We start from the raw sequence: 17,247 nt of genomic DNA, 5'->3' as shown, positions 1-17,247 counted from the left end.
CTTTGCAGCCGTACGGATACGGACGGACAGCCGGGCAGCTACAAGAGGACAGCCGTACGGATACCCGCCATCGGCCGTCCGAACGTATTTCCGGCCACCGTTAGGTAACAACAAAACTATTCGTATCTTTACGCTGTTTTTTAAATTTAAAAGTATCCATACAAACATGAACTTACTAGACAAACTGAAGATCAACCACCGCCCCCGCTCCGGGGCATTGGATTTGCTAAAATATATCGGCCCCGGATTACTCGTCACCGTAGGCTTTATCGATCCCGGAAACTGGGCGACGAATCTCGCGGCAGGCTCCGAGTTTGGCTATGCCCTCCTGTGGGTCGTCACCTTCTCGTCCGTCATGCTGATCATTATCCAGCACAACGTGGCCCACCTCGGTATCGTGACCGGCCTCTGCCTCTCGGAGGCGACCAACAAATACATGCCCCGCGTGCTAAGCCGCCCGATCCTAGGATCGGCCATGCTCGCCAGCATATCCACCTCCCTCGCCGAGATACTCGGTGGAGCCATCGCCCTCCGGATGCTGTTCGGTATGCCGATCAAGGCGGGAGCGGTGATCGTCACCATCGTATGCCTCGCCATGCTATTCAGTAATACATACAGCAAGACCGAACGCTGGATCATCACGTTCGTGTCCATTATCGGGCTCTCGTTCCTATACGAGCTGGCGTTGGTCGACGTAGACTGGGGGCAGGCCGTGGTAGGCTGGGTGAAACCCACCTTCCCCGAGAACTCCATGCTGATCGTCATGAGCGTACTGGGAGCCGTCGTGATGCCTCACAACCTGTTCCTGCACTCGGAGGTGATACAGAGCCGGGAATGGAACCTAGAGGACGAGTCGGTCATCAAGAAACAACTGAAGTACGAGTTCTACGACACGCTCCTGTCCATGGTGATCGGCTGGGCGATCAACTCGGCGATGATCATCTTGGCCGCCTCTACCTTCTTCAAGCAAAACATCGCCGTAGACGAGCTGGACCAAGCGCAACAGTTATTGGTACCCCTCGTAGGAAATAACGCCGGGGTGATTTTCGCCGCCGCCCTATTACTGGCAGGTATCTCCTCGACCATCACATCCGGTATCGCCGGGGCTTCCATCTTCGCCGGATTCTATGGCGAGGCGTACAATCATACCGACCTCCACTCAAAGCTGGGAGTCCTGCTATCGTTCGTCCCCGCCTTGGCCATCATATTCCTGATCGGCGATCCGTTCAAGGGATTGATCCTGTCGCAGATGTTGTTGAGCGTGCAATTGCCGATCACGGTCTTCACGCAAGTGTACCTCACTTCCAGCAAGAAGGTCATGGGTGTCTACGCGAACAGCCGCTCTACGACCATCATCCTCTTGCTGTTGGGAACGATGGTAACCGTCCTAAATATAGCCCTGCTCATCAGCCTATTTTAAAAAGAAATCGCTACCTTTGCCCCATTCGAAGAAAAACTATCAATTTTTAAGTATGAGCGATATCAATACAAACGAAGAAGAAGGCAAGAAGAACCTGAATTTCATTGAGGCAGCCGTAGAGAAAGATTTAGCGGAAGGCAAGAACGGAGGACGTGTACAAACCCGTTTCCCGCCCGAGCCCAACGGATACCTTCACATCGGCCACGCGAAGGCCATTTGCCTAGATTTCGGCATCGCTGAACGCCATGGCGGTATCTGCAACCTCCGTTTCGACGACACGAACCCGACGAAGGAGGATGAGGAATACGTGGAGGCGATCAAGGAGGATATCCAATGGCTGGGATATCAGTGGGGAAATATTTATTACGCGTCCGACTACTTCCAGCAATTGTGGGATTTCGCGATCCGCCTCATCGAGGAAGGTAAAGCATATATTGACGAGCAGACATCCGAACAAATAGCCCAGCAAAAGGGCACGCCTACACAACCGGGCATCGAGAGCCCGTATCGCAACCGTCCGATCGAGGAAAGCCTAGCTCTCTTCAAGAAGATGAACACGGGTGAGATAGCGGAAGGTGCCATGGTACTTCGTGCGAAGATCGACATGGCAAACCCGAACATGCACTTCCGCGATCCGATCATCTATCGGGTGGTTAACCATCCGCACCATCGTACGGGTACGACGTGGAAAGCGTATCCGATGTACGACTTCGCCCACGGACAGAGCGATTTCTTCGAGGGCGTGACGCATTCCTTGTGTACCTTGGAGTTTGTCGTACACCGTCCTCTGTATGATTTGTTTATCGATTGGCTAAAGGAAGGCGAGGACTTGAACGACAACCGCCCCCGACAGACTGAGTTCAACAAATTGAACCTAAGCTACACGCTGATGAGCAAGCGTAACCTGCTTACATTGGTAAAAGAGAACTTGGTAAACGGCTGGGATGATCCCCGTATGCCGACCATCTGCGGTTTCCGCCGCCGGGGTTACTCTCCGGAGTCTATCCGTAAGTTCATCGACAAGATCGGTTATACGACTTACGACGCCCTGAACGAGTTCGCCTTGCTGGAAAGCGCCGTACGCGAGGATCTGAATGCCCGCGCCATCCGTGTATCCGCCGTGATCAATCCGGTGAAACTGATTATCACCAACTATCCGGAAGGACAGGTGGAGGAGCTGGAAGCGATCAACAACCCGGAAGATCCGGAAGCCGGCAGCCATACGATCGAGTTCAGCCGTGAGTTGTGGATGGAACGTGAGGATTTCATGGAAGACGCTCCCAAGAAATATTTCCGGATGACACCGGGACAGGAAGTTCGTCTGAAGAACGCCTATATCGTAAAATGTACGGGCTGTAAGAAAGACGAGAACGGTGAGATTACCGAGGTATATTGCGAATACGATCCGAATACCCGCAGCGGTATGCCGGACGCTAACCGTAAAGTAAAAGGTACCTTGCACTGGGTAAGCTGCGCCCATTGCCAAAAAGCGGAAGTACGCTTATACGACCGCCTTTGGAAGGTGGAGAACCCTCGGGACGAATTGGCCGCTATCCGTGAGGAGAAGAATTGCTCCCCGCTAGAGGCGATGAAGGAAATCATCAACCCGAACTCCTTGGAGATCCGGAAAAACTGTTACGTAGAGAAGTTCGTGGCTACCTTGCCCAAGCTTTCCTACCTTCAATTCCAGCGTATCGGCTATTTCAACATAGATAGCGAATCCACCCCCGACAACTTGGTATTCAACCGTACCGTAGGACTAAAGGACACGTGGAGCAAGATTAATAAATAAAGAATAGTAAATGAAAAAAGACGATATCTCACGCTTGTTACAACATTATCTTTCAGCGAAGGAAGAGGGTAAGGAGCCTTATTTCGACGCTGATCAAATCGATGAAATGTTGGACAGCTTTGAAGATTCGAACGATTATACTTACTTTGATGAAGTCTTAGCCCTCGGGCTAAAGCTTCATCCCGGTAATTCCGCCTTGCAAATCAAGAAAGGCAGGCAATTCGCGTATAACGAGGATTATGAGAGCGCTCTCGCTCTGCTCGAGAATATAGCGGAGACTGATAACCAAGATCTGGATATGTTAAAAATGGAATGCTATTGCTCGCTCAACCAATATCCCAAGGTTCTGGAGATCACGGAAGAGTTGATCACTAGGGATTGTGACTATTTGGAGGAAGTCTTCGAGTACATCTCTCCCATCCTGAATGATTTAGACATGAACAAAGAGGCCCGCGATTTCGTGGACCGTGGCTTGGCTTTATTTCCGGATAACTTGATCCTTAAGAATGAGCTTTGCTACATCCTCGAGACGGAAGGAGACGTTCCCCGGGCGATCGAGTTATGTAATGAGCTAATCGATAAGAATCCTTTCTCATACGAGTATTGGTTTACGCTGGGAAGGCTACATTCCATGGTTGGCGATTACGAGAAAGCGATCGAGGCTTTCGACTTCGCCTTGACGTGTGATGATTCCGATACGGAACTGAAAATATTGAAAGCGTACTGCCTGTATATGAACGAGAGCTATGAGAAGGCGATCGAGGAATATCAAGAAATCGAGGGTGATGAGGAGGTGATGCGCCGTATCTCTCCACTCATGGCGGAATGTTATATGAAGCTGGAGCAATATGAGAAGGCTTACCAACTGCTTTCCACGATCATAAACGATCCGGATATGGAGGATGGGCCGACCAATTATATCAATTATATCCGTTGTTGTACCGAGACTGAGCGCGACAACGAGGCTTCCATCATGTTATTCAAGGCGGCGCAATTGTATCCGAACAATGTCCGTCTCCTTTCTCTTTTAGCGCTTTGCTTGCTTGATAGCGGGAAAAAGGAGGAGGCTATCGCTATTACGAATAAGATATTCAAGATCATCGATAAGAAAAGTATCAATCCGGAAACTCAAGAAGAATGCAACAGCCTGCTTCATGCCGGACAATATTTGCTTTCTAAGGGAGATGTAGATAAGGCGATCTCTTATTACAAGAAAGTCCTTCAAATCAACCCGAAGACTCCAATGATTCATATCCATTTGGCTATGGCTTATCTGGATAACCGTGATATGGAAAATTTCATGGAGCATATCGGCCAAATATCCGGAGATGATCTTCTTTATTTGCTTCGTAAAGTGGGGCCAGAAGTATTCGCGGACTTTACCATCGATCCCGATAAAGAGAAGAAACATATCCAACCCGAGGATCTGGTAAAAGAGTTTTTAAAGAATAAAGATAACAGTAATTAGACAATTAATAATGTAATATGCCTAACAAACGAAATCTCAAGGACTACGGTTTTTTAGTATTAAAAGGTATGGGTATGGGAGCGGCGGATGTCGTTCCCGGCGTGTCGGGAGGAACGATCGCCTTTATCGTAGGTATCTACGAGGAACTGATCGACTCTATCAAAAGTATTAACGGGACGACATTGAAACAATTATTCACGGGGAAAATAGCGGCCTTCTGGAAAGGGATCAACGCTAATTTCTTGCTTTCTATCGTGGGTGGTATTGGTATTAGTATATTCTCCCTAGCGAAGATCATTACGTATCTCTTGGTGTATCATCCGATCTTGGTATGGTCTTTTTTCTTTGGTTTGGTGCTGGCCTCTACTTGGTTCGTCTCTAAGGATATCAAGCAATGGAACTGGAAGACGATCTTGAGTTTTGTTGTCGGGGCGGTGATCGCTTTTTATATCACCGTGGCGACTCCCGCTGAGACTCCGAGTAATTTACTCTTTATCTTCCTCTGTGGGGCGATCGCTATTTGCGCCATGATCTTGCCGGGTATCTCGGGTAGCTTTATCTTAGTGTTGCTCGGAAAATACTTCTATATCATGGAGGCGGTCAAGACGTTTAACGTTCCCGTTATGTTGGTGTTTATAGCGGGTGCGGCTATTGGTATCACGACGTTCTCCCGCGTGTTGTCATTCGCCCTTCGTAAATTCCATGATATAACGATCGCCGTATTGGCCGGATTCATGTTGGGTTCGCTTAACAAGGTATGGCCTTGGAAAGAAACGATCGAGACCTATGTGGATAGCCATGGCATGACCAAGCCGTTGGTTGAGGCGAATATCGCTCCGAATCAGTTTGTTTGGGAGGCCGTCGGATTGATGATCTTAGGTTTCGGGATCGTATATTTCCTAGAAAAGCTCTCACAAAAAAGCGCTAAGGCGTAACCCAATATTACAATGGGCATTATAAGGTGATTAGAATGCCCATTCTTATTTGCCTACATTTTATCATCGCACATCGTACTTTTCCAATAAGCGAAATCCTCTCTATACTAATAAAGTGATAAAGAAGTATCAAAAGTAACTATAACCGTACCCTAGTCGCCGAGGTGTTAAATATCAGTAGAAAGACGCTATTCAACAAAATGAAACGTTATAATCTTGGCAACGAGTAATTTTTTACTAACTTTGATGCCTCAATAGAAATGTGTTACATTTAGATTTTAAATAAACAAGTATTATGGCGAAAATAAAAGGAGCTGTTGTTGTAAACACAGAGCGCTGCAAGGGATGTAACCTTTGTGTAGTAGCCTGCCCGTCGGATGTACTGGAGTTGCACCCACGAGAAGTAAACAACAAGGGGTATCACTATGTGTACATGAAGAACCCGGACGCATGCATCGGTTGCGCTAGTTGCGGGTTAGTTTGTCCGGACGGTTGTCTAACGATCTACAAAGTAAAAATATAAAGTTATATCAAGATATGGCAGAAGATATAAAATTAATGAAGGGTAACGAGGCCATCGCCCATGCGGCTATCCGCTATGGCGTGGACGGTTACTTCGGCTATCCGATCACTCCACAGTCGGAGATATTGGAAACCCTTATGGCAGAGATGCCGTGGGAAAAGACCGGCATGGTAGTCTTACAAGCGGAGAGCGAGGTAGCCGCTATTAATATGGTATACGGCGGAGCCGGTTCTGGAAAGAAAGTGATGACCTCTTCTTCCAGTCCGGGCGTGAGCTTGAAACAAGAAGGTATCTCTTATATCGCAGGAGCGGAGCTTCCTTGTCTGATCGTGAACGTTATGCGTGGCGGTCCCGGATTAGGAACGATCCAGCCGAGTCAGGCTGATTATTTCCAGACCGTGAAAGGCGGTGGTCATGGCGATTACCGCTTGATAACCTTAGCTCCCTCTTCCGTACAGGAGATGGCCGATTTCGTAGGCCTTGGTTTTGATCTGGCTTTCAAATACAATAACCCCGCTATTATCTTGGCGGACGGTATCATCGGACAGATGATGGAGAAGGTGGTATTGCCTCCCTATCAACCCCGCCGTACCGAGGAAGAGATTATCGCTCAATGTCCTTGGGCCGTACAAGGAAAGAAGGGAGGACGCAAAGGTAACGTCATCACTTCCTTGGAGCTAGACCCGGCGAAGATGGAAGAGAACAATATCCGTTTCCAAGCGAAATATCGCAAGATCGAGGAAAACGAGGTTCGTTACGAGGAGTTCCAATGTGAGGACGCTGATTATCTATTGATCGCATTCGGTTCTTCCGCCCGTATTTGCCAGAAGGTAGTCGAGATCGCCCGTGCGGAAGGTATCAAGCTTGGCTTGTTACGCCCGATCACGTTATGGCCGTTCCCGACAAAAGTGATCGCCGCTTATGCGGATAAGGTAAAAGGTATGTTATCGGTTGAGTTGAACGCCGGACAGATGGTAGAGGACGTTCGCCTAGCCGTAAATGGTAAGGTGAAGGTAGAGCACTTTGGCCGATTGGGTGGAATCGTATTCACCCCGGATGAGGTATTGAACGCGCTGAAGGAAAAATTATTCTGATCCGTATGACACGAGGAAGTAAAGCTGACGAGATATTGACGCTGGTCTTTATGCTACTGGCCATAGCTGCCGTGGTATGTTACTTCGCTGTTAGCGATAAGACCGTATTCTTGTATTGCGGTGGAGCGGCGATCGTATTGCGGCTGGTGCAATATGTCCTAAGATATATACATTAATAATTAAAGATTATGGAACTCAACGATATAATTAAACCGGAAAATCTGGTGTATGAAAAGCCCAGATTGATGAATGAAAATCCCATGCACTACTGCCCCGGTTGCAGCCACGGTGTGATACATAAGCTAATCGCCGAGGTTATAGCCGATATGGGTCTGGAAGATAAGACAATCGGTATCTCCCCCGTGGGATGTGCCGTATTCGCATATAACTACTTGGATATCGATTGGATCGAGGCAGCCCACGGACGTGCGCCAGCCATCGCTTCCGCCGTTAAACGCTTGAATCCGGAGAAGATGGTATTCACGTATCAAGGAGATGGTGACTTGGCGGCTATCGGTACGGCCGAGACGATTCATGCAGCCAACCGTGGCGAGAATATCGTGATCGTATTCGTAAATAACGCGATCTATGGTATGACCGGCGGACAGATGGCTCCGACTACACTGGAAGGTATGCCCACGGCTACCTGTCCTTACGGACGCAACATCGCCTTGAACGGTTACCCGCTGAAGATCGGTGATTTATTAGCCCAATTGGAAGGAACTTGCTTGGTAACACGCCAAAGCGTACAGACGGCCGCGGCCGTACGGAAAGCGAAGAAGATGCTTCGTAAGGCTTTCGAGAACGCTATGGCCGGTAAGGGAACTTCTGTGGTAGAGTTCGTCTCCACTTGCTCATCCGGCTGGAAGATGACTCCGGAAAAAGCCAATAAATGGATGGAAGCGAACATGTTCCCCTTCTACCCGCTGGGCGACTTAAAGAATGTTGAATAAGTAATACGGTAAACGACAATGAAACAAGAAATAATTATAGCAGGCTTCGGTGGACAAGGTGTATTGTCTATGGGTAAGATCTTGGCCTATTCCGGTTTGATGGAAGGCAAGGAGGTTAGCTGGATGCCTTCATACGGACCTGAGCAACGTGGCGGTACGGCCAACGTAACCGTTATCTTGAGCGACGAGCGTATCAGCTCACCCGTATTGAATGAATATGATATCGCTATTATCTTGAACCAACCTTCCATGGATAAGTTCGAGAGCAAGGTGAAACCGGGCGGTATCTTGATTTACGATGGTTATGGCATCCATACGCCGGCGAAACGTACGGATATTAACGTATATCGGGTAGATGCCATGGACGCCGCTACCGAGATGAAGAACGAGAAGGCATTCAATATGTTGATCTTAGGCGGGTTGCTTAATATCGTCCCGATGGTTCAATTGGAGAACGTCATGCTAGGATTGAAGAAATCCTTGCCCGAGCGTCACCATCATTTGTTGCCGATGAACGAGGCTGCCATTAAGAAAGGAATGGAGATTATACAGAAAATATAAGAAGCTCATTCATTGATGTGCCGATATGCCAATTAAGTTTTCTGATTGGCATATTGGCATATTTTATAATTGGCACATTATTTTTTGTTATATCTTTGCAACCCATGAAGTATTATCTATACATATTACTTTTTCTGATAGGAACGGCGGCTTCCGCGCATGCGCAAGGACGTTCCGGGAGCCGGGGAGGACGAGGTGGATTCTCGTTATCTAATTTATCATCCTCAAACAAGGAAATACCGGATAGCTTGCTGCAAACAGATAGCGCGGCGCTGAAATCAAAACGAATCATCGGTTATCGGCTCACGCCTCTTTTGGGAGAACGTTATATCGCTCCTATGGATACCAATCGATTAAATTTCGGGAATAGTACGTTGGTGGAAGCGAACTCATTGGCCGTAGGTTATCTGGCGAATGTGGGATCGCCGGCGCAAACCCGTATTTTTAACGAACGTAAGGAGGAACGTGATTTCATCTTCGCCGATGCCTATGATTATTATATCACGACCCCGACAAACGCTTATTTCTATGATACCAAAGTACCCTATACCCAAGTGACTTATACGACAGGAGGAGCCAGCCAGAATAAGATGGACCGACTGAAAGGGGTACTGACCATGAACTTTGGCAAGAAGATCAATGTCGGTGGCGAGATGGATTATATCTATAGTCGTGGATATTATAACTCCAACGGTAATAAATTATTAAGTTATCGCTTTTTCGGAAGTTATATCACCGACCGTTACGAGTTAAACGCTTATTTAAGTAATTTCAATTTCGTAAACTACGAGAACGGTGGACTTACAAATGACCAGTATATCACGAATCCCGATGACTTGGCCGAGAATCAAAGAAATATCGATAGTAAATCATACCCTGTCCGTTACACGGACACATGGAACCGTGTCCGTGGAAAACAATATTTCCTGACACAGAGATACAATCTCGGTTTTACCAAAGAATTGGAAGAAACCGATGAGGAAGGGAACGTAAAAGAGGTATTCATTCCGGTTTCCAGTATCATCCATACCATCGATTACGAAGATAACCGCAGACGCTTTATCTCTAATGATGCCGGGATCGATACCTGCTACACTCATCTTTATGGTATGGACGCATCTTTGAATGACCAGACTTCCTCATGGAATTTAAAGAATACTTTTGCGTTGGCCTTGCGGGAAGGTTTCCAAGATTGGGCTAAGTTCGGGCTGACCGCCTTCGTTACTTTCGAGAAACGCCGGTTTAGATTGGCATCCCAAGTTCCCGGACTGGATTACGGTCCGGATGGTCGTGGAAGCTCTGAGCCGAGTACATTAAATTTCCCTACTTCCGAGGTATATGATGAGTTTACGACCTACATCGGAGGCGAATTATCCAAACGCCGTGGTAGCCTTCTTACCTACAATGTCCGTGGAGAATTAGGACTTGCGGGAAGTGACGCCGGAGAGGTTCGAGTGAGCGGAGACTTACAGACCAAATTCAAGCTTTTCAAGAAAGACGCTACCATCAAGGCGGAAGGATATATCAAGAATATCACCCCGGCGTTTTACCAACGTCACCATCATGGGCGTTACTATTGGTGGGATCTATCATTGAAAAATGTGCAAAGGATTTACGCCGGAGCGAAAATCAACTTGGAATCCACCCGTACCCAGTTATCCGGAGGAGTGGAAAGTATCCAGAATTATGTATTCTTCAACGGCAAAGGTTTGCCGGAGCAAAGCAGTAAGAACATTCAAGTTGTCTCAGCCCGTATCAAGCAAGATATCATGTACCGTGCGTTCGGATGGGAGAATGAGGTGGCCTATCAGCTTTCTAGCGAGAAGTCTCAACTCCCGTTACCGGATATCAGCGCATACTCGAATATATATCTAGCGTTTAAGTTGGCGAAAGTATTAACCGTACAGATTGGTGCGAACGTATACTACAACACCGCTTATTACGCTCCTTATTACGAGCCGGCTACCCAGCAATTCCAAGTACAGGAAGAAGACAAGAAAGTGAAGGTTGGCAATTATCCGTTGATCAACGCTTATGCGAATTTCCATTTGAAGCAAGCTCGCTTCTTCATCATGGCATACAATCTAGGCTCTAAGTTCGTTGACCCGAATTACTTCTCTCTTGCGCATTATCCGTTGGACCCGATGGTCTTGAAAATGGGCATCTCCGTGACTTTCAATAATTAATCGATTGCCATGAGATCTAAGAAGTTGCTTATCCTATACGCTTTCCTACTGATTGTCGCTGTAGTGACAATGGTACAGCTTTGGAGACTTAACCAACGTCCTCAAGAGATCGGACCTCGTGATTATCCGGAAATCAAGGAAGAAGGAATTCTCCGGATGATAACCGAATACAATCAATCCGGGTATTTCGTATCAGGCGATACAGTGCAAGGTTTTCAATACGAGCTTAGCCAAGCGATCGCTAAATTATCCGGATTGGAGGTTCAGACGCATTTGGAAATGAGTTTAGCGAAAAGTTTCGAGGAATTATCGGACAACAAATGCGACGTAATCGCAAGAAACATACCCATCACCTCCGAGATGCGGGAAAACTACCTGTTCACCGAACCGATCGTTCTCAACAAGCAAGTCTTGGTACAACGTACGGCAGAGGCGAACAACGGACAAGCCCCTATCCGTAACCAATTGGATTTAGCCCAAAAGACTTTATACATACCGAAAGATTCCCCGGCCTTATTGCGTCTGCAAAATCTGGGACACGAGATAGGCGATACGATCTACGTGGTGGAAGATGAGTTATATTCTACCGAGCAGCTTATGATCATGGTAGCCAAAGGCGATATCGATTATGCCGTATGCGACCAACAAATCGCTCGCATGACCCAGAAAAACCTGCCGGAAGTCGATATCCTAACGGATGTCAGTTTTACCCAATTGCAATCGTGGGCGGTCCGTAAAGACTCCCCTGTCCTACTGGATAGCCTAAATAGTTGGCTCCAGCAAATCAAGAACAGTGGATTATACGACCAAATTTATAAGCGCTATTACAAATAGCGCTATTCGTGAGACGGCAAAATAAAGGAGAACTCTGAACCTACCCCTAATTCAGAAGTAACATGTATCGAACCTCCCATCTTAACAACTAATCCTTTGCAGATAGCCAGTCCTAATCCGATACCTTCCATATAGTCGTTTATTTTCACGAAACGACCGAAGACATCTTTCAATTTGTCCTTATCGATACCGATTCCCGTATCCCTTACGTAAAAACGTAATTGATTATCCGGTTGAATGGTATATCCCATCGTGATGCTACCTTCTTTCGTGTTCTTGATAGCGTTGTTCACCAAATTATTAATCAACTGCAACAGACGCATGCTATCCGTACCGAACATATGGTGGTCAGCCCCTTTCTCCAAAACTAACTTGACTCCTCCCGGGACCCGTAACTTGGCGGAAGCATAAATCGTATCCATCAATTCACTGACATCTAATTGCTCATATGTGATCTTTATCGCATCCGCCTCGATCTTCGAGATGTCCAAGATGTCATTGATCAATTGCATCAACAATTGGTTATTCATCTTGATCACATCGTAGTACGACATACGTTCCTCATCCGTATCAGCAAAAGCCATCAATTCAGAGAAGCCGGTAATCGCATTCAAAGGAGTCCGGATCTCATGGCTCATATCCGCCAGATATTTCGATTTCATCTTATCAGCGGCCTCGGCCTTCACCTTCGCCTCCTCAAGGCTTAATTCTTGATTCTTCCGTTCCTGAATATTCGTTGAACATCCAAGGATAACCGAAGGTCTTCCTTTCTCGTCCCGTTCATACACGGTAGCGAATACCTCTCTCCAAACATATTCCTTCTTGCCGGGAAATAGCATACGTGCCTCGATCCTTGCCTCAGAGATTTCCCCTCGGCAAAGACGGGTAAACATATTATGATAATGTTCTTGATCATCCGGATGCGCCCGGCTGATAAACTGCCCCCATGACACCTCTATCATATCTTCCGACATGGTATTCCAATCGTTCAAGGTCACAACGGAATCCTTGAAATTATGGGTACTGTCCGGATCGATGAAGATCGAGCATGTACGTATATCACTTATCCGCAATGCCATTTTCGTCAAGATCCGGGTTCTTCTCAAAGTATTCTCCGTAGCCAACTCGGAAGTTATATCTCTCCATAAAGCCAAGACAAGCGGCTTGCCATTATTTAGGGAAATAGGATATTTAGCGACCTCTATATCCCGGTAATCGCCGGAGGCCGATTTTACCTTGCCCTTGAATCTAGCGGTCAGTCCTGTCTTGATCACGTTCATATCGGTTTCCAGACGCTCCTCGGCGGTCATCAAGGCATTATAATTCACCTCGAAATCATCATGTCCCTCGATCTCCCGGGTTTCAATACCCGTTATTTCCTCCATAAAATGATTCCAATACAGGTAATTAAAATGGTTATCCCCATCTTTCACGAAAACCCCCAACGGTAACCGATCTAATATCGTATTGATCAGTTCTTGTAGATTGTTTTCTGTTTTCATAGAAGATACATCGCGTGTATAAACGATTACAAGCTCCTCATTAAAAAGGCTTGCTTGCGATAGATAATAATAGTTCTTTCCTTCAAAAGAGACCTCAAAAGAGAAATCCACTTTCACTTGCTCCTCGAAAACACGTTTAACCGCAGCTCTATAGATCTCATATTGATCGTAGTTCTTCCCGTCCGGGAACAACGCTTGAGGTTGCTTTCCGATACAGTTATTCGCTAAATAATGATAATAATCGTCTTTTGCAGAAATAACCTTGACAAGAGTAAGATTTCGATCTACTAATACAATCGTATCGGGGCTCTTCTCCATGATCATCTCTAATCCAGACTGAACGTTACTTCCGCTTTCTAGACTATTCATATTAATTCTTTCGTTTTTGGGGTATAACTCGGGGATAAAGGTATTTATTTTTCTATTTATCACCAAAGAGAAACCTACCTATTGCATAATATTTCTAAATAATCTTTATCTTTACCGGGAATTTGAATGTAAAAAGATGAGATTTGATGAATTAGATTTGGAAGATGCCGTATTAGACGGGCTTTATGACATGAATTTTGACGAAACGACTCCAGTCCAAGAGTTAACGATTCCTGTCATTTTAGAAGGTAAAGACATCATCGCTTGCGCACAGACCGGAACCGGTAAAACGGCGGCGTATGTTTTGCCAGTTATTAATGAACTAAGCAAAGGTTGTCATCCGACAGACGCGGTGAATGCGGTCATTATGGCACCGACCCGGGAATTGGCTCAACAAATAGACCAACAAATTCAAGGATTCACTTATTTTATACCTTCCGTATCCGCAGTAGCCGTGTATGGAGGTACCGACGGAATCGCTTGGGAACAACAAAAGAGAGGTTTAGAGATGGGTGCGGATATCGTGATCGCTACCCCGGGACGTTTATTGTCCCATATTAAGTTAGGTACTGTAGATTTGTCTAAAGTGTCGTTCTTCGTCTTAGACGAGGCGGACCGCATGCTGGATATGGGTTTTTATGACGACATCATGCAGGTTCATAAACAGCTGCCCCCCTACTGCCAGACGATCATGTTCTCTGCTACCATGCCGCCTAAGATCCGGACGTTGGCTAAAACCATCCTAAAAGATCCGGAAGAAGTCAAGATCGCTATCTCACGCCCACCCGAATCTATCATGCAAACCGCATATATCTGCTACGATCCACAAAAGCTCAAGATTCTACAAGATCTCTTCACTCAAAGCCGCCCTCAACGAGTAATTATCTTCTCCTCTTCTAAAATGAAGGTGAAAGAATTAGCGTCTACCTTAAAAAGATTAAAGTTCAATGTAGCCGCCATGCACTCGGATCTAGAGCAATCCCAAAGGGAGGAGGTCATGAAAGAATTCAAGAGCGGACATATCGATATCCTTGTGGCTACGGATGTCGTAGCACGTGGAATTGATATCAATGACATCAAGTTGGTCGTGAACTTCGATATCCCGCATGATCCGGAGGATTACGTACACCGAATCGGACGTACGGCACGGGGTACGAACGGCGAAGGATTGGCGATTACTTTCGTATCGATCGACGAACAAGCACAATTCAAACGCATAGAGGATTTCTTGGAAAAAGAGGTTTATAAGATACCGGTCAGCCCGGAATTCGGCGAAGTGCCCTTGTATGAGCCGGAAAAATACGGTATGAATAAAAGAGGCAGAGGACGGCCTCGTAAAAGTGAGGATAAAGGATCATCCTCGAGACCACAAAAACGAAATATGGGACATCGTGGAAGACCTAAAAAGGCGCAATAAAAGCACTATACTTCTGTTAAGGTAAAACACTATACTTTTGGAGCTAAAACAATATTGTTTTGAACTCAAAAGTATAGTGTTTTTTTATGGGATATTATCAACCGTTCATGGATGCCAAGAATTCCATGTTATCAACGGTTTGTTCCATCCGTTGCTTAACAAATTCCATAGCCTCCATAGAGTTCATGTCTGATAGATATTTGCGTAAGACCCACATACGGTTCAACGTGCTCTCATCCTGCAATAAATCATCACGGCGAGTGCTGGAAGCCGTGATATCCACAGCCGGATAGATACGTTTATTGGATAATTTACGATCCAATTGTAACTCCATATTACCCGTACCCTTGAATTCCTCGAAGATCACGTCGTCCATCTTAGAGCCAGTCTCCGTAAGGGCGGTGGCTAGAATCGTAAGGCTACCGCCATTCTCAATATTACGGGCGGCACCGAAGAAACGCTTCGGCTTCTGCAACGCATTTGCGTCCACACCACCGGAAAGCACCTTACCGGAAGCCGGTTGTACCGTATTATAAGCACGAGCCAAACGAGTGATCGAGTCCAGAAGAATCACGACATCATGACCACATTCTACCATTCGTTTCGCCTTGTTCAATACGATCTCAGCGATTTTCACGTGACGTTCAGCCGGTTCGTCGAATGTAGAGGCGATCACTTCCGCATCCACGCTACGAGCCATATCCGTAACCTCCTCCGGACGTTCGTCGATCAATAATATAATCATATAAACCTCGGGATGGTTGTAAGCGATAGCGTTCGCGATATCTTTCAACAACATCGTCTTACCGGTTTTCGGTTGAGCGACGATCAAACCACGTTGCCCTTTTCCGATCGGGGAGAATAAATCAACCACACGTACGGCGATATTATCGTATACTTTCGGTGATTTACGTGCCGTAAGCATGAATTTCTCATCCGGGAATAACGGGGTCAAATGATCGAAAGGAACCCGGTCGCGAACCTCTTCCGGCGTACGGCCATTGATCTTGTCCACTTTCACCAACGGGAAATACTTCTCACCTTCCTTCGGCGGACGAATCGAGCCTTCTACCACGTCACCCGTTTTCAAGCCAAATAACTTGATCTGGGATTGAGAGACATAAATATCGTCCGGTGAAGTCAAATAGTTATAATCTGAAGAACGAAGGAAACCGTAACCATCTTGCATCATCTCCAACACGCCGGTTCCAGTAAGGATGCCGTCAAACTCATACATTTTCTCTTGAGCCTGCTGGTTGTTATTAGCGTTATTGTTATTACGGTTGTTATTATGATTATTCTGTCGATTGTTCTGTCGAGGATTATTCTGCTGGGGAGCGGCCTCGGGTTGAGGTTTGTTAGCCTCGGGTTTCGGAGCGGAGAACGGGAAAATCTGATCCAATACGGATTTAGCGTCCGGATGGCGAAATACGATGCGCTTAGGCTCTTCTTCCGTCGCTTGTGGTGAAGTGGTTTCTTCCGCTACCTCTACCGGAGTCGTATTTTCCGGCAAAGCGGCTTCTTCTTCCGTTTCAAGTTCCGCCACAACAGGAGGCAACAACGGTTTCTCCACCGGGCTCTCTACTACCGCCGGAGTTTCCACGGCCGAGATTTCCGTTACCATAGAGATCGTTTGCGGCTCTTTCGAAACCACCACTTCCTTGTTATCCTCGGAAGGAGCGATAGCGCCCGCTACCTTTTCCTTTTTCTCGATACGGACTCTTTTCTTACGTTCAGGCTGCTCTTTTTGCTCTTTCTTGTCAGCCGGAGCAGCCACTGGCTTTTCCGAAGCCTGTTGGGCACTCTCTGCAGCTTCGGCAGTCTCAGCCTTCGCCACTTTAGGAGAAGCGGCTTTAGCCGGACGGCCTCTCTTACGGCCCTCTACAGGCTTCTTAGCCTCTTTCTCTTTCATCTTTTCAGCCTGAATGCCGGCATAGGAGATCGCTTGCTCATCAAGAATCCGATAAACCAACTCTTCTTTCTTTAAGCTGCTAACTTTTTTTATTCCCAACTCTTCCGCGATACTTTGAAGTTCGGGAAGAAGTTTTTCATTTAGTTCTAGAATGTTATATTTCTGCATATTGCGAAGTAATAATATAAATGGCACATACACACGGATCACATATGCAAACACGACGTACGCCCAATGGTATCATTGTATCTTTATTAAATTATAATTTTCATGTAATAACC

The 17,247-nt window shown here is 46.5% G+C and carries 15 protein-coding genes; 13 read left to right on the top strand and 2 right to left on the bottom strand.

Going from position 1 to position 17,247, the window contains the following annotated elements; genetic code table 11:
- Window positions 1-166 precede the first annotated feature (166 nt).
- The 12 genes from QVP94_RS14035 (at window position 167) to QVP94_RS13980 (ending at window position 11,766) form a co-directional block, all read left to right on the top strand.
- Complete coding sequence (locus QVP94_RS14035) at window positions 167-1,420, top strand: Nramp family divalent metal transporter (RefSeq protein WP_022192849.1); 1,254 nt, start codon at window positions 167-169, stop codon at window positions 1,418-1,420.
- Window positions 1,421-1,472: 52 nt separating this feature from the next.
- Window positions 1,473-3,212 carry a glutamine--tRNA ligase/YqeY domain fusion protein gene (locus QVP94_RS14030; RefSeq protein WP_008778287.1) on the top strand — a complete coding sequence of 580 codons (1,740 nt, stop codon included), beginning with the start codon at window positions 1,473-1,475 and terminating at the stop codon, window positions 3,210-3,212.
- Window positions 3,213-3,222: 10 nt separating this feature from the next.
- Window positions 3,223-4,680 carry a tetratricopeptide repeat protein gene (locus tag QVP94_RS14025; RefSeq protein ID WP_022192848.1) on the top strand — a complete coding sequence of 486 codons (1,458 nt, stop codon included), beginning with the start codon at window positions 3,223-3,225 and terminating at the stop codon, window positions 4,678-4,680.
- Between the two features lie 17 nt (window positions 4,681-4,697).
- A complete protein-coding gene (locus QVP94_RS14020; protein ID WP_022192847.1) occupies window positions 4,698-5,615 on the top strand; it encodes a DUF368 domain-containing protein in 918 nt (305 codons plus the stop codon).
- 128 nt (window positions 5,616-5,743) lie between these two features.
- Window positions 5,744-5,845, top strand: a complete 102-nt coding sequence (locus tag QVP94_RS14015) for a helix-turn-helix domain-containing protein (RefSeq protein ID WP_226766767.1) — start codon at window positions 5,744-5,746, stop codon at window positions 5,843-5,845.
- 65 nt (window positions 5,846-5,910) lie between these two features.
- Entirely contained in the window at window positions 5,911-6,138 is a 228-nt protein-coding gene (locus QVP94_RS14010; protein WP_005856324.1) for a 4Fe-4S dicluster domain-containing protein, read from the top strand.
- Between the two features lie 14 nt (window positions 6,139-6,152).
- Complete coding sequence (locus QVP94_RS14005) at window positions 6,153-7,232, top strand: 3-methyl-2-oxobutanoate dehydrogenase subunit VorB (RefSeq protein WP_008780453.1); 1,080 nt, start codon at window positions 6,153-6,155, stop codon at window positions 7,230-7,232.
- Between the two features lie 5 nt (window positions 7,233-7,237).
- Window positions 7,238-7,408 (top strand): hypothetical protein, encoded by a 171-nt coding sequence (locus tag QVP94_RS14000; protein ID WP_005868224.1) that lies wholly within the window; start codon window positions 7,238-7,240, stop codon window positions 7,406-7,408.
- A 12-nt stretch (window positions 7,409-7,420) separates the two neighbouring features.
- Entirely contained in the window at window positions 7,421-8,185 is a 765-nt protein-coding gene (locus QVP94_RS13995) for a thiamine pyrophosphate-dependent enzyme (RefSeq protein ID WP_005856318.1), read from the top strand.
- An 18-nt stretch (window positions 8,186-8,203) separates the two neighbouring features.
- A complete protein-coding gene (locus tag QVP94_RS13990; protein WP_005856316.1) occupies window positions 8,204-8,746 on the top strand; it encodes a 2-oxoacid:ferredoxin oxidoreductase subunit gamma family protein in 543 nt (180 codons plus the stop codon).
- A gap of 104 nt (window positions 8,747-8,850) precedes the next feature.
- Window positions 8,851-10,932, top strand: a complete 2,082-nt coding sequence (locus QVP94_RS13985) for a putative porin (protein ID WP_010182819.1) — start codon at window positions 8,851-8,853, stop codon at window positions 10,930-10,932.
- 9 nt (window positions 10,933-10,941) lie between these two features.
- Entirely contained in the window at window positions 10,942-11,766 is an 825-nt protein-coding gene (locus QVP94_RS13980; protein ID WP_008771887.1) for a transporter substrate-binding domain-containing protein, read from the top strand.
- Window positions 11,767-11,768: 2 nt separating this feature from the next.
- On the opposite strand, the gene QVP94_RS13975 is transcribed toward QVP94_RS13980, so the two are convergent.
- Complete coding sequence (locus QVP94_RS13975; RefSeq protein WP_022192846.1) at window positions 11,769-13,637, bottom strand: PAS domain-containing sensor histidine kinase; 1,869 nt, start codon at window positions 13,635-13,637, stop codon at window positions 11,769-11,771.
- Window positions 13,638-13,773: 136 nt separating this feature from the next.
- On the opposite strand from QVP94_RS13975, the gene QVP94_RS13970 reads away from it, so the two are divergent.
- Window positions 13,774-15,054 carry a DEAD/DEAH box helicase gene (locus QVP94_RS13970; protein ID WP_034531191.1) on the top strand — a complete coding sequence of 427 codons (1,281 nt, stop codon included), beginning with the start codon at window positions 13,774-13,776 and terminating at the stop codon, window positions 15,052-15,054.
- A gap of 97 nt (window positions 15,055-15,151) precedes the next feature.
- On the opposite strand, the gene rho is transcribed toward QVP94_RS13970, so the two are convergent.
- A complete protein-coding gene (gene rho / locus QVP94_RS13965; protein ID WP_005856306.1) occupies window positions 15,152-17,134 on the bottom strand; it encodes a transcription termination factor Rho in 1,983 nt (660 codons plus the stop codon).
- Window positions 17,135-17,247 lie beyond the last annotated feature (113 nt).

The sequence above is a fragment of the Parabacteroides sp. CAG:2 genome (assembly GCF_000436315.1).
GTDB lineage: Bacteria > Bacteroidota > Bacteroidia > Bacteroidales > Tannerellaceae > Parabacteroides > Parabacteroides distasonis.
The sequence above is the reverse complement of the archived record's forward strand: the minus strand, read 5'-3'. Positions and strand labels throughout refer to the sequence as shown.

Excerpts from the sequence above, each read along its gene's own strand:
- QVP94_RS14035 (WP_022192849.1), top strand. The coding sequence starts at position 167 with ATGAACTTACTAGACAAACTGAAGATCAACCACCGCCCCCGCTCCGGG.
- QVP94_RS14030 (WP_008778287.1), top strand. The coding sequence starts at position 1,473 with ATGAGCGATATCAATACAAACGAAGAAGAAGGCAAGAAGAACCTGAAT.
- QVP94_RS14025 (WP_022192848.1), top strand. The coding sequence starts at position 3,223 with ATGAAAAAAGACGATATCTCACGCTTGTTACAACATTATCTTTCAGCG.
- QVP94_RS14020 (WP_022192847.1), top strand. The coding sequence starts at position 4,698 with ATGCCTAACAAACGAAATCTCAAGGACTACGGTTTTTTAGTATTAAAA.
- QVP94_RS14010 (WP_005856324.1), top strand. The coding sequence starts at position 5,911 with ATGGCGAAAATAAAAGGAGCTGTTGTTGTAAACACAGAGCGCTGCAAG.
- QVP94_RS14005 (WP_008780453.1), top strand. The coding sequence starts at position 6,153 with ATGGCAGAAGATATAAAATTAATGAAGGGTAACGAGGCCATCGCCCAT.
- QVP94_RS14000 (WP_005868224.1), top strand. The coding sequence starts at position 7,238 with ATGACACGAGGAAGTAAAGCTGACGAGATATTGACGCTGGTCTTTATG.
- QVP94_RS13995 (WP_005856318.1), top strand. The coding sequence starts at position 7,421 with ATGGAACTCAACGATATAATTAAACCGGAAAATCTGGTGTATGAAAAG.
- QVP94_RS13990 (WP_005856316.1), top strand. The coding sequence starts at position 8,204 with ATGAAACAAGAAATAATTATAGCAGGCTTCGGTGGACAAGGTGTATTG.
- QVP94_RS13985 (WP_010182819.1), top strand. The coding sequence starts at position 8,851 with ATGAAGTATTATCTATACATATTACTTTTTCTGATAGGAACGGCGGCT.
- QVP94_RS13980 (WP_008771887.1), top strand. The coding sequence starts at position 10,942 with ATGAGATCTAAGAAGTTGCTTATCCTATACGCTTTCCTACTGATTGTC.
- QVP94_RS13975 (WP_022192846.1), bottom strand. The coding sequence starts at position 13,637 with ATGAATAGTCTAGAAAGCGGAAGTAACGTTCAGTCTGGATTAGAGATG.
- QVP94_RS13970 (WP_034531191.1), top strand. The coding sequence starts at position 13,774 with ATGAGATTTGATGAATTAGATTTGGAAGATGCCGTATTAGACGGGCTT.
- rho (WP_005856306.1), bottom strand. The coding sequence starts at position 17,134 with ATGCAGAAATATAACATTCTAGAACTAAATGAAAAACTTCTTCCCGAA.